Raw genomic sequence first — 13,602 nt, forward strand, 5'->3', positions numbered from 1 at the left:
GCATTCGACCAGATCGATAACGCGCCGGAAGAAAAAGCTCGTGGTATCACCATCAACACTTCTCACGTTGAATATGACACCCCGACTCGCCACTACGCACACGTAGACTGCCCGGGCCACGCCGACTATGTTAAAAACATGATCACCGGTGCTGCGCAGATGGACGGCGCGATCCTGGTTGTTGCTGCGACTGACGGCCCGATGCCGCAGACTCGTGAGCACATCCTGCTGGGTCGTCAGGTAGGTGTTCCGTACATCATCGTGTTCCTGAATAAATGCGACATGGTTGATGACGAAGAGCTGCTGGAACTGGTAGAAATGGAAGTTCGTGAACTTCTGTCTCAGTACGATTTCCCGGGCGACGACACTCCGATCGTTCGTGGTTCTGCTCTGAAAGCGCTGGAAGGCGAAGCAGAGTGGGAAGCGAAAATCATCGAACTGGCTGGCTTCCTGGATTCTTACATCCCAGAACCAGAGCGTGCGATTGACAAGCCGTTCCTGCTGCCTATCGAAGACGTATTCTCCATCTCCGGTCGTGGTACCGTTGTTACCGGTCGTGTAGAGCGCGGTATCATCAAAGTTGGTGAAGAAGTTGAAATCGTTGGTATCAAAGAGACTGCTAAGTCTACCTGTACTGGCGTTGAAATGTTCCGCAAACTGCTGGACGAAGGCCGTGCTGGTGAGAACGTTGGTGTTCTGCTGCGTGGTATCAAACGTGAAGAAATCGAACGTGGTCAGGTACTGGCTAAGCCGGGCTCTATCAAGCCGCACACCAAGTTCGAATCTGAAGTGTACATTCTGTCCAAAGACGAAGGCGGCCGTCATACTCCGTTCTTCAAAGGCTACCGTCCGCAGTTCTACTTCCGTACTACTGACGTGACTGGTACCATCGAACTGCCGGAAGGCGTAGAGATGGTAATGCCGGGCGACAACATCAAAATGGTTGTTACCCTGATCCACCCAATCGCGATGGACGACGGTCTGCGTTTCGCAATCCGTGAAGGCGGCCGTACTGTTGGTGCGGGCGTTGTTGCCAAAGTAATGAGCTAATTGCCGAATAACATTTGACGCAATGCGCAATAAAAGGGCATCATTTGATGCCCTTTTTGCACGCTTTCACACCAGAACCTGGCTCATCAGTGATTTTTTTTGTCATAATCATTGCTGAGACAGGCTCTGAAGAGGGCGTTTAGTCCGAAACGCACCAGAGCATTTCGGTTTGGATCGCCTCGCTTACGCGGGGTGAAAATGTTTGTAGAATACTTCTGACAGGTTGGTTTATGAGTGCGAATACCGAAGCTCAAGGAAGCGGGCGCGGCCTGGAAGCGATGAAGTGGGTTGTTGTCGCTGTATTGCTGCTTGTAGCTATCGTTGGCAACTACCTCTATCGTGACATGATGCTGCCGCTGCGTGCGCTGGCCGTAGTGATTCTGATTGCCGCAGCGGGTGGTGTCGCGCTGTTGACAACAAAAGGTAAAGCGACCGTTGCTTTTGCCCGTGAAGCGAGAACCGAAGTCCGTAAGGTCATTTGGCCAACTCGCCAGGAAACATTGCACACCACATTAATTGTGGCTGCGGTTACCGCAGTAATGTCACTGATCCTGTGGGGACTGGATGGTATTCTGGTTCGCCTGGTATCCTTTATCACTGGCCTGAGGTTCTAAGATGTCTGAAGCCCCTAAAAAGCGCTGGTACGTCGTTCAGGCGTTTTCCGGTTTTGAAGGCCGCGTAGCCACGTCGCTGCGCGAATATATCAAGTTACAAAATATGGAAGAGCTGTTTGGCGAAGTCATGGTGCCGACCGAAGAAGTGGTCGAAATCCGTGGTGGCCAGCGTCGCAAGAGCGAACGTAAATTCTTCCCGGGCTATGTACTGGTCCAGATGGTGATGAATGACGCAAGCTGGCACCTGGTGCGCAGCGTGCCGCGTGTGATGGGCTTTATCGGCGGTACATCTGACCGTCCGGCGCCGATCAGCGACAAAGAAGTTGATGCGATCATGAACCGTCTGCAGCAGGTTGGCGATAAACCACGTCCGAAAACGATGTTTGAGCCAGGTGAAATGGTTCGCGTTAGTGACGGTCCGTTTGCTGACTTTAACGGTGTGGTTGAAGAAGTGGACTACGAGAAGTCCCGCCTGAAAGTCTCTGTTTCTATCTTCGGTCGCGCGACCCCAGTAGAACTGGACTTTGCCCAGGTAGAAAAAGCCTAAACAGCGATCAAAAAGGCGGCGATTTAATCGTTGCACAAGGCGCGAGATTGGAATACAATTTCGCGCCTTTTGTTTTTATGGGCCCTGTCCGTAAAACGAATTTAATCACGGGGAGCCTCCTTGAGGCGCTATAACCCAACTAGAGGAATTTAGAATGGCTAAGAAAGTCCAGGCCTACGTCAAGCTGCAGGTTGCAGCTGGTATGGCTAACCCGAGTCCGCCGGTAGGTCCAGCACTGGGTCAACAAGGCGTGAACATCATGGAATTCTGCAAAGCGTTCAACGCAAAAACTGATTCCATGGAAAAAGGTCTGCCGATCCCGGTTGTTATCACCGTTTACGCTGACCGTTCTTTCACTTTCGTTACCAAAACGCCTCCGGCAGCAGTTCTGCTGAAGAAAGCGGCTGGTATCAAGTCTGGTTCCGGCAAGCCGAACAAAGACAAAGTGGGTAAAATTTCCCGCGCTCAGCTGCAGGAAATCGCGCAGACCAAAGCTGCCGACATGACTGGTTCCGACATTGAAGCGATGACTCGCTCCATTGAAGGTACTGCACGTTCCATGGGCCTGGTAGTGGAGGACTAAGAAATGGCTAAACTGACCAAGCGTATGCGCGTGATCCGTGACAAAGTTGATGCAACTAAACAGTACGACATCAACGAAGCTATTGCTCTGCTGAAAGAGCTGGCCACTGCTAAATTCGTAGAAAGCGTAGACGTTGCCGTTAACCTCGGTATCGACGCTCGTAAATCTGACCAGAACGTACGTGGTGCAACTGTACTGCCGCACGGTACTGGCCGTTCCGTTCGCGTAGCCGTATTTGCCCAGGGCGCAAACGCTGAAGCTGCTAAAGCTGCAGGCGCTGAGCTGGTAGGTATGGAAGATCTGGCTGACCAGATCAAGAAAGGCGAAATGAACTTTGACGTTGTTATTGCTTCCCCGGATGCAATGCGCGTTGTTGGCCAGCTGGGTCAGGTTCTGGGCCCGCGCGGCCTGATGCCAAACCCGAAAGTTGGTACTGTAACCCCTAACGTTGCTGAAGCAGTTAAGAACGCTAAAGCAGGTCAGGTTCGTTACCGTAACGACAAAAACGGCATCATCCACACCACCATCGGTAAAGTGGATTTTGACGCTGACAAACTGAAAGAAAACCTGGAATCTCTGCTGGTTGCGCTGAAAAAAGCGAAACCGACTCAGGCTAAAGGCGTGTACATCAAGAAAGTTAGCATCTCCACCACCATGGGTGCTGGTGTTGCCGTTGATCAGTCCGGTCTGACTGCGACTGTGGCGAACTAATATTCGCCTTTACGTGGGCGGTGATTTTGTCTACAATCTTACCCCCACGTTTCTGTTTAAATAAACAGAACTCTATGCGAGTCATTTGAATTGTAGCAAGGCAGCAATTGAGTGAATCGCCGGGAGTGTAGTTAACTACATGACCGGTGTGAACGAGAGCAGCTAACGCGGCTACGGTTCAAAGGGCGAAGCCATAGACAAGATTTGTTCGTTGGAGCCTGGCCTATCCAGGCCTCCGTCGAAGACCGCAGGTGTTTCGTAAGAAACTTAATGCCCTGCGTAGACGGTGACAGAACGCTAAGATTATTTCTGATACTCTGGCTTGTTTCTGCTCACCGTATTTAGACGCTCTCTCAGTTGGGGAGAGTGAAGTGAGTTCCGGAACATGGGTTCCGGCAAACATCCAGGAGCAAAGCTAATGGCTTTAAATCTTCAAGACAAACAAGCGATTGTTGCTGAAGTCAGCGAAGTAGCCAAAGGCGCGCTGTCTGCAGTAGTTGCGGATTCCCGTGGCGTAACTGTAGATAAAATGACTGAACTGCGTAAAGCAGGTCGTGAAGCTGGCGTATACATGCGTGTTGTTCGTAACACCCTGCTGCGCCGCGTCGTTGAAGGTACTCAGTTCGAGTGCCTGAAAGACACGTTTGTTGGTCCGACCCTGATTGCATACTCTATGGAACACCCGGGCGCTGCTGCTCGTCTGTTCAAAGAGTTCGCGAAAGCGAATGCAAAATTTGAGGTCAAAGCCGCAGCCTTTGAAGGTGAATTGATCCCGGCATCGCAAATCGATCGCCTGGCAACTCTGCCGACCTACGAAGAAGCAATTGCACGCCTGATGGCAACCATGAAAGAAGCTTCGGCTGGCAAACTGGTTCGTACTCTGGCTGCTGTACGCGATGCGAAAGAAGCTGCTTAATCGCAGTTATCTTTCTCAAGCATCTGCTTACGTATAAACTTATTCTGATTTTCAGGAACAATTTAAATGTCTATCACTAAAGATCAAATCATTGAAGCAGTATCCGCTATGTCCGTAATGGACGTTGTAGAACTGATCTCTGCAATGGAAGAAAAATTCGGTGTTTCCGCTGCTGCTGCTGTAGCTGTAGCTGCTGGCCCGGCTGAAGCTGCTGAAGAAAAAACTGAATTCGACGTAATTCTGAAAGCTGCTGGCGCTAACAAAGTTGCTGTAATCAAAGCAGTACGTGGCGCAACTGGCCTGGGTCTGAAAGAAGCTAAAGACTTGGTAGAATCTGCTCCGGCTGCCCTGAAAGAAGGCATCAGCAAAGACGACGCAGAAGCACTGAAAAAATCTCTGGAAGAAGCTGGCGCTGAAGTTGAAGTTAAATAAGCCAACTTTTCTGGTTGCAGCCTAAGAAATTAGGCTGATGGCTGGTGACTTTTTAGTCACCAGCCTTTTTGCGCTGTAAGGCGCCAGTAGCATTTCACACTGTTTGACTACTGCTGTGCCTTTCAATGCTTGTTTCTATCGACGTCTTAATATACTGCGACAGAGCATCAGTTCTGTGTAAATCGCAATGAAATGGTTTAAGCGTGATAGCAACAGGCATTGCGGAAAGTATTCGATTTTCCGGTCAACAAAATAGTGTTGCACAAACTGTCCCTTCGTCGGACAGATGGGTCGACTTGTCAGCGAGCTGAGGAACCCTAATGGTTTACTCCTATACCGAGAAAAAACGTATTCGTAAGGATTTTGGTAAACGTCCACAAGTGTTGGACATACCTTATCTCCTTTCTATCCAGCTTGACTCGTTTCAGAAGTTCATCGAGCAAGATCCTGAAGGGCAGTATGGTCTGGAAGCAGCTTTCCGTTCCGTTTTCCCGATTCAGAGCTACAGCGGTAATTCCGAGCTGCAATACGTCAGCTACCGCCTTGGCGAACCGGTGTTTGACGTTCAGGAATGTCAGATCCGTGGCGTGACCTATTCCGCACCGCTGCGCGTAAAACTGCGTCTGGTGATCTACGAGCGCGAAGCGCCGGAAGGCACCGTAAAAGATATTAAAGAACAAGAAGTCTACATGGGCGAAATTCCGCTCATGACTGACAACGGTACCTTTGTAATCAATGGTACTGAGCGTGTTATCGTTTCTCAGCTGCACCGTAGTCCTGGCGTCTTCTTTGACTCCGACAAAGGTAAAACCCACTCTTCGGGTAAAGTGCTGTATAACGCGCGCATCATCCCTTACCGTGGTTCCTGGCTGGACTTCGAATTCGATCCGAAGGACAACCTGTTCGTACGTATTGACCGTCGCCGTAAACTGCCTGCGACCATTATTCTGCGTGCACTGAACTACACCACTGAGCAGATCCTTGACCTGTTCTTTGAAAAAGTTGTTTTCGAAATTCGCGACAACAAGCTGCAGATGGAACTGGTGCCGGAACGCCTGCGTGGTGAAACCGCCTCCTTTGACATTGAAGCTAACGGCAAAGTCTACGTCGAAAAAGGCCGTCGCATCACTGCGCGCCACATTCGCCAACTGGAAAAAGACGATATCAAACATATCGAAGTTCCGGTTGAATACATTGCTGGTAAAGTTGCGGCTAAAGACTACGTTGACGAATCTACTGGCGAGCTGATTTGCGCAGCTAACATGGAGCTGAGCCTGGATCTGCTGGCTAAGCTGAGCCAGTCTGGTCACAAGCGTATCGAAACGCTGTTCACTAACGATCTGGACCACGGTCCGTACATTTCTGAAACTGTACGTGTTGACCCAACCAACGATCGTCTGAGCGCACTGGTAGAAATCTACCGCATGATGCGTCCTGGTGAGCCGCCGACTCGTGAAGCTGCTGAAAGCCTGTTCGAGAACCTGTTCTTCTCCGAAGACCGCTATGACCTGTCTGCGGTTGGTCGTATGAAGTTCAACCGTTCTCTGCTGCGCGACGAAATCGAAGGTTCCGGTATCCTGAGCAAAGACGACATCATCGAAGTGATGAAGAAGCTCATCGATATCCGTAACGGTAAAGGCGAAGTCGATGATATCGACCACCTCGGCAACCGTCGTATCCGTTCCGTAGGCGAAATGGCGGAAAACCAGTTCCGCGTTGGCCTGGTACGTGTTGAGCGTGCGGTGAAAGAGCGTCTGTCTCTGGGCGATCTGGATACCCTGATGCCTCAGGATATGATCAACGCCAAGCCGATTTCTGCAGCAGTGAAAGAGTTCTTTGGTTCCAGCCAGCTGTCTCAGTTTATGGACCAGAACAACCCGCTGTCTGAGATTACGCACAAACGTCGTATCTCTGCACTCGGCCCAGGCGGTCTGACCCGTGAACGCGCAGGCTTCGAAGTTCGAGACGTACACCCGACTCACTACGGTCGCGTATGTCCAATCGAAACGCCTGAAGGTCCGAACATCGGTCTGATCAACTCCCTGTCCGTGTATGCACAGACTAACGAATACGGCTTCCTCGAGACTCCGTACCGTAAAGTGACCGACGGTGTTGTAACTGACGAAATTCATTACCTGTCTGCTATCGAAGAAGGCAACTACGTTATCGCTCAGGCGAACTCCAACCTGGATGACGAAGGCCACTTTGTAGAAGATCTGGTTACCTGCCGTAGCAAAGGCGAATCCAGCTTGTTCAGCCGCGACCAGGTTGACTACATGGACGTATCCACCCAGCAGGTGGTATCCGTCGGTGCGTCCCTGATCCCGTTCCTGGAACACGATGACGCCAACCGTGCATTGATGGGTGCGAACATGCAACGTCAGGCGGTTCCGACTCTGCGCGCTGATAAGCCGCTGGTTGGTACCGGTATGGAACGTGCTGTTGCCGTTGACTCCGGTGTTACTGCAGTTGCTAAACGTGGCGGTACTGTTCAGTACGTGGATGCTTCCCGTATCGTTATCAAAGTTAACGAAGACGAGATGTACCCGGGCGAAGCAGGTATCGACATTTATAACCTGACCAAATACACCCGTTCTAACCAGAACACCTGTATCAACCAGATGCCTTGCGTATCTCTGGGCGAGCCGGTTGAACGTGGTGATGTGCTGGCTGACGGTCCGTCCACCGACCTCGGTGAACTGGCGCTGGGTCAGAACATGCGCGTGGCATTCATGCCATGGAATGGTTACAACTTCGAAGACTCCATCCTCGTATCCGAGCGTGTTGTCCAGGAAGACCGTTTCACCACCATCCACATTCAGGAACTGGCATGTGTGTCCCGTGACACCAAGCTGGGGCCAGAAGAGATCACCGCTGACATCCCGAACGTGGGTGAAGCTGCGCTCTCCAAACTGGATGAATCCGGTATCGTTTATATCGGTGCGGAAGTGACCGGTGGCGACATTCTGGTTGGTAAGGTAACGCCGAAAGGTGAAACCCAGCTGACGCCAGAAGAGAAGCTGCTGCGTGCAATCTTCGGTGAGAAAGCGTCTGACGTTAAAGACTCTTCTCTGCGCGTGCCAAACGGTGTTTCCGGTACGATTATCGACGTTCAGGTCTTTACTCGCGATGGCGTAGAAAAAGACAAACGTGCGCTGGAAATCGAAGAGATGCAGCTGAAGCAGGCGAAAAAAGACCTGTCTGAAGAACTGCAGATCCTCGAAGCTGGCCTGTTCAGCCGTATCTACGCTGTGCTGGTTTCCGGTGGTGTTGAAGCTGAGAAGCTCGACAAACTGCCGCGTGACCGCTGGTTAGAACTCGGCCTGACCGACGAAGAGAAACAGAATCAGCTGGAGCAACTGGCTGAGCAGTACGACGAACTGAAACACGAATTCGAGAAAAAACTCGAAGCGAAACGCCGTAAAATCACTCAGGGAGACGATCTGGCACCGGGTGTGCTGAAGATTGTTAAGGTTTATCTGGCGGTTAAACGTCGGATCCAGCCTGGTGATAAGATGGCAGGTCGTCACGGTAACAAGGGTGTAATCTCTAAGATCAACCCGATCGAAGATATGCCACACGATGCTAACGGTACGCCGGTAGATATCGTACTGAACCCGCTGGGCGTACCATCGCGTATGAACATCGGTCAGATCCTTGAAACCCACCTGGGTATGGCTGCAAAAGGTATCGGCGATAAGATCAACGCCATGCTGAAACAGCAGCAGGAAGTCGCTAAACTGCGCGAGTTCATCCAGCGTGCTTACGATCTGGGTTCAGATGTTCGTCAGAAAGTTGACCTGAATACCTTCAGCGATGAAGAAGTTCTGCGTCTGGCTGAAAACCTGAAAAAAGGTATGCCGATCGCAACGCCGGTATTCGACGGTGCGAAAGAGTCTGAAATCAAGGAACTGTTACAGCTGGGTGGCCTGCCGACTTCCGGTCAGATCACACTGTTCGACGGTCGTACCGGTGAGCAGTTCGAGCGCCAGGTTACCGTTGGCTACATGTACATGCTGAAACTGAACCACCTGGTTGATGACAAGATGCATGCGCGTTCTACCGGTTCTTACAGCCTGGTTACTCAGCAGCCGCTGGGTGGTAAGGCGCAGTTCGGTGGTCAGCGCTTCGGGGAGATGGAAGTGTGGGCGCTGGAAGCATATGGCGCAGCATACACCCTGCAGGAAATGCTCACCGTTAAGTCTGATGACGTGAACGGTCGTACTAAGATGTATAAAAACATCGTGGACGGCAACCATCAGATGGAACCAGGCATGCCGGAATCCTTCAACGTACTGTTGAAAGAGATTCGTTCGCTGGGTATCAACATCGAGCTGGAAGACGAGTAACTCTCGATCAAACAGGTCACTGGTGCTGGCGTAACAGCCAGCGCCAGATTGTGCTAACTCCGACGGGAGCAAATCCGTGAAAGATTTATTAAAGTTTCTGAAAGCGCAGACTAAAACCGAAGAGTTTGATGCGATCAAAATTGCTCTGGCCTCGCCAGACATGATCCGTTCATGGTCTTTCGGTGAAGTTAAGAAGCCGGAAACCATCAACTACCGTACGTTCAAACCTGAACGTGACGGCCTTTTCTGCGCCCGTATCTTTGGGCCGGTAAAAGACTACGAGTGCCTGTGCGGTAAGTACAAGCGCCTGAAACACCGTGGTGTGATCTGTGAGAAGTGCGGCGTTGAAGTGACCCAGACTAAAGTACGCCGTGAGCGTATGGGCCACATCGAGCTGGCGTCTCCGACTGCTCATATCTGGTTCCTGAAATCTCTGCCGTCCCGTATTGGTCTGCTGCTTGATATGCCGCTGCGCGATATCGAGCGCGTACTGTACTTCGAATCTTATGTAGTTATCGAAGGCGGTATGACTAACCTGGAACGTCAACAGATCCTGACTGAAGAGCAGTATCTGGACGCGCTGGAAGAATTCGGTGACGAATTCGACGCGAAGATGGGTGCGGAAGCTATCCAGGCTCTGCTGAAAAGCATGGATCTGGAGCAAGAGTGTGAAACTCTGCGCGAAGAGCTGAACGAAACCAACTCTGAAACCAAGCGTAAGAAGCTGACCAAGCGTATCAAACTGCTGGAAGCCTTCGTACAGTCTGGCAACAAGCCAGAGTGGATGATCCTGACCGTTCTGCCGGTTCTGCCGCCAGATTTGCGTCCGCTGGTTCCGCTGGATGGTGGTCGTTTCGCAACGTCGGATCTGAACGATCTGTATCGTCGCGTTATCAACCGTAACAACCGTCTGAAGCGTCTGCTGGATCTGGCTGCGCCGGACATCATCGTACGCAACGAAAAACGTATGCTGCAGGAAGCGGTTGACGCCCTGCTGGATAACGGTCGTCGCGGTCGTGCGATCACCGGTTCTAACAAACGTCCTCTGAAATCTTTGGCCGACATGATCAAAGGTAAGCAGGGTCGTTTCCGTCAGAACCTGCTCGGTAAGCGTGTTGACTACTCCGGTCGTTCTGTAATCACCGTAGGTCCATACCTGCGTCTGCATCAGTGCGGTCTGCCGAAGAAAATGGCACTGGAACTGTTCAAACCGTTCATCTACGGCAAGCTGGAACTGCGTGGCCTGGCCACCACCATCAAAGCCGCTAAGAAAATGGTTGAGCGTGAAGAAGCTGTCGTTTGGGATATCCTGGACGAAGTTATCCGCGAACACCCGGTACTGCTGAACCGTGCACCAACACTGCACCGTCTGGGTATCCAGGCATTTGAACCGGTACTGATCGAAGGTAAAGCTATCCAGCTGCACCCGCTGGTTTGTGCGGCATATAACGCCGACTTCGATGGTGACCAGATGGCTGTTCACGTACCGCTGACGCTGGAAGCCCAGCTCGAAGCGCGTGCGCTGATGATGTCTACCAACAACATCCTGTCTCCGGCGAACGGCGAACCTATCATCGTTCCGTCTCAGGACGTTGTATTGGGTCTGTACTACATGACCCGTGACTGTGTTAACGCCAAAGGCGAAGGCATGGTGCTGACTGGCCCGAAAGAAGCTGAGCGTATCTATCGCGCAGGTCTGGCCTCTCTGCATGCGCGCGTTAAAGTGCGTATCACCGAATACGAAAAAGATGAAAACGGCGAATTCGTTGCGAAAACCAGCCTGAAAGACACGACCGTTGGCCGTGCCATTCTGTGGATGATCGTACCGAAAGGTCTGCCTTTCTCCATCGTCAACCAGGCGCTGGGCAAGAAAGCTATCTCCAAAATGCTGAACACCTGTTACCGCATTTTGGGCCTGAAGCCGACCGTTATCTTCGCTGACCAGACAATGTATACCGGTTTTGCATATGCAGCGCGTTCAGGTGCATCTGTTGGTATTGATGACATGGTCATCCCAGAGAAGAAACACGAGATCATCTCTGAAGCGGAAGCTGAAGTTGCTGAGATCCAGGAGCAGTTCCAGTCTGGTCTGGTAACCGCGGGCGAACGCTATAACAAAGTTATCGATATCTGGGCTGCGGCGAACGATCGTGTATCCAAAGCGATGATGGATAACCTGCAAACTGAAACCGTTATTAACCGTGACGGCGTAGAAGAGCAGCAGGTTTCCTTCAACAGCATCTACATGATGGCCGACTCCGGTGCGCGTGGTTCTGCAGCACAGATTCGTCAGCTGGCCGGTATGCGTGGTCTGATGGCGAAGCCAGATGGCTCCATCATCGAAACGCCAATCACCGCGAACTTCCGTGAAGGTCTGAACGTACTCCAGTACTTCATCTCTACTCACGGTGCTCGTAAAGGTCTGGCGGATACCGCACTGAAAACAGCGAACTCCGGTTATCTGACTCGTCGTCTGGTTGACGTCGCGCAGGACCTGGTTGTTACTGAAGACGATTGCGGCACTCTGGAAGGTATCACCATGACCCCGGTTATCGAGGGTGGTGACGTTAAAGAGCCGCTGCGTGATCGCGTTCTGGGTCGTGTAACTGCTGAAGACGTTCTGAAGCCGGGTACGGCGGATATTCTGGTTCCACGCAACACGCTGCTGCACGAACAGTGGTGTGATCTGCTGGAAGAGAACTCCGTAGACTCCGTTAAAGTCCGTTCCGTTGTATCTTGTGACACTGACTTTGGTGTATGTGCGCACTGCTATGGTCGTGACCTGGCGCGTGGCCACATCATCAACAAAGGTGAAGCAATCGGCGTTATCGCGGCACAGTCCATCGGTGAACCGGGTACACAGCTGACGATGCGTACGTTCCACATCGGTGGTGCGGCATCTCGTGCGGCTGCTGAATCCAGCATCCAGGTGAAAAACAAAGGTAGCATCCGTCTGAGCAACGCGAAGTCGGTTGTGAACTCCAGCGGTAAACTGGTTATCACCTCACGTAACACCGAACTGAAACTGATCGACGAATTCGGCCGTACCAAAGAAAGCTATAAAGTGCCTTACGGCTCCGTTATGGCGAAAGGTGATGGCGAACAGGTTGCTGGCGGCGAAACCGTAGCAAACTGGGATCCGCACACCATGCCGGTTATCACCGAAGTGAGTGGTTTCGTCCGCTTTACTGACATGATCGACGGCCAGACCATTACTCGTCAGACCGACGAGCTGACCGGTCTGTCTTCTCTGGTGGTTCTGGATTCTGCAGAGCGTACTGCGGGTGGTAAAGACCTGCGTCCGGCACTGAAAATTGTTGATGCTCAGGGCAACGACGTTCTGATCCCAGGCACCGATATGCCTGCTCAGTACTTCCTGCCGGGTAAAGCGATTGTTCAGCTGGAAGATGGCGTACAGATCAGCTCTGGTGACACCCTGGCGCGTGTTCCGCAGGAATCCGGTGGTACCAAGGATATCACCGGTGGTCTGCCGCGCGTTGCGGACCTGTTCGAAGCACGTCGTCCGAAAGAGCCGGCAATCCTGGCTGAAATCAGCGGCATCATTTCCTTCGGTAAAGAAACCAAAGGTAAACGTCGTCTGGTTATCACCCCGGTAGACGGTAGCGAACCGTACGAAGAGATGATTCCGAAATGGCGTCAGCTCAACGTGTTCGAAGGTGAACGTGTAGAACGTGGTGACGTGGTTTCCGACGGTCCGGAAGCGCCGCACGATATCCTGCGTCTGCGTGGTGTGCATGCTGTAACTCGTTACATCGTTAACGAAGTTCAGGACGTATACCGTCTGCAGGGTGTTAAGATTAACGATAAACACATCGAAGTTATCGTTCGTCAGATGCTGCGTAAAGCCACCATCGAAAGCGCTGGTAGCTCCGACTTCCTGGAAGGCGAGCAGGTTGAATACTCCCGCGTCAAGATCGCAAACCGCGAGCTGGAAGCGAACGGCAAAGTGGGTGCAACGTTCTCCCGCGATCTGCTGGGTATCACCAAAGCGTCTCTGGCAACCGAGTCCTTCATCTCTGCAGCATCGTTCCAGGAAACCACGCGTGTCCTGACCGAAGCAGCTGTTGCAGGTAAACGTGATGAACTGCGCGGTCTGAAAGAGAACGTCATCGTGGGTCGTCTGATCCCGGCAGGTACTGGTTATGCGTACCACCAGGATCGTATGCGCCGTCGCGCAGCGGGCGAACTGCCAGCTGCACCGCAGGTAACTGCTGAAGATGCGTCTGCCAGCCTGGCAGAACTGCTGAACGCAGGCCTGGGCGGTTCTGACAACGATTAATCGTTGCCGACCATAATAAAAAACCCGCTTCGGCGGGTTTTTTTATGTCTATGTTATTTCTGATGGCGATTATCAGGTCTACGAAACCATCCGGCAGTGT

9 protein-coding genes are annotated in these 13,602 nt (G+C 52.0%); all 9 read left to right on the forward strand.

The genetic code is table 11. The features are described from left to right. Positions 1–1,050 (forward strand): elongation factor Tu (gene tuf / locus OGY18_RS19110; protein WP_063942044.1); only part of this gene is annotated, 1,050 nt, incomplete at its 5' end. Between the two features lie 230 nt (positions 1,051–1,280). After that, complete coding sequence (secE, locus tag OGY18_RS19115; protein WP_003033128.1) at positions 1,281–1,664, forward strand: preprotein translocase subunit SecE; 384 nt, start codon at positions 1,281–1,283, stop codon at positions 1,662–1,664. 1 nt (position 1,665) lies between these two features. Beyond that, positions 1,666–2,211 (forward strand): transcription termination/antitermination protein NusG, encoded by a 546-nt coding sequence (gene nusG / locus OGY18_RS19120; protein ID WP_003033125.1) that lies wholly within the window; start codon positions 1,666–1,668, stop codon positions 2,209–2,211. A 154-nt stretch (positions 2,212–2,365) separates the two neighbouring features. Further along, entirely contained in the window at positions 2,366–2,794 is a 429-nt protein-coding gene (gene rplK / locus OGY18_RS19125) for a 50S ribosomal protein L11 (protein WP_003033122.1), read from the forward strand. 3 nt (positions 2,795–2,797) lie between these two features. Continuing rightward, positions 2,798–3,505, forward strand: coding sequence for a 50S ribosomal protein L1 (gene rplA, locus OGY18_RS19130; RefSeq protein WP_003033119.1), 708 nt, complete (start codon positions 2,798–2,800; stop codon positions 3,503–3,505). Between the two features lie 418 nt (positions 3,506–3,923). Next, positions 3,924–4,421, forward strand: coding sequence for a 50S ribosomal protein L10 (gene rplJ, locus OGY18_RS19135; protein ID WP_001207203.1), 498 nt, complete (start codon positions 3,924–3,926; stop codon positions 4,419–4,421). A gap of 66 nt (positions 4,422–4,487) precedes the next feature. Beyond that, the gene (gene rplL / locus OGY18_RS19140; RefSeq protein ID WP_003033114.1) at positions 4,488–4,853 is read left to right on the forward strand and encodes a 50S ribosomal protein L7/L12; all 366 of its coding nucleotides are present in this window, start codon (positions 4,488–4,490) and stop codon (positions 4,851–4,853) included. 320 nt (positions 4,854–5,173) lie between these two features. Beyond that, the gene (rpoB, locus tag OGY18_RS19145) at positions 5,174–9,202 is read left to right on the forward strand and encodes a DNA-directed RNA polymerase subunit beta (RefSeq protein WP_003033111.1); all 4,029 of its coding nucleotides are present in this window, start codon (positions 5,174–5,176) and stop codon (positions 9,200–9,202) included. A gap of 76 nt (positions 9,203–9,278) precedes the next feature. Next, positions 9,279–13,502: a DNA-directed RNA polymerase subunit beta' gene (gene rpoC / locus OGY18_RS19150; protein WP_003826919.1), complete on the forward strand. Its 4,224-nt coding sequence runs from the start codon at positions 9,279–9,281 to the stop codon at positions 13,500–13,502. Positions 13,503–13,602: the final 100 nt, after the last annotated feature.

This window comes from Citrobacter sp. Cpo142, from assembly GCF_030332425.1.
In the GTDB taxonomy this organism is placed as follows: Bacteria; Pseudomonadota; Gammaproteobacteria; order Enterobacterales; family Enterobacteriaceae; genus Citrobacter; species Citrobacter portucalensis.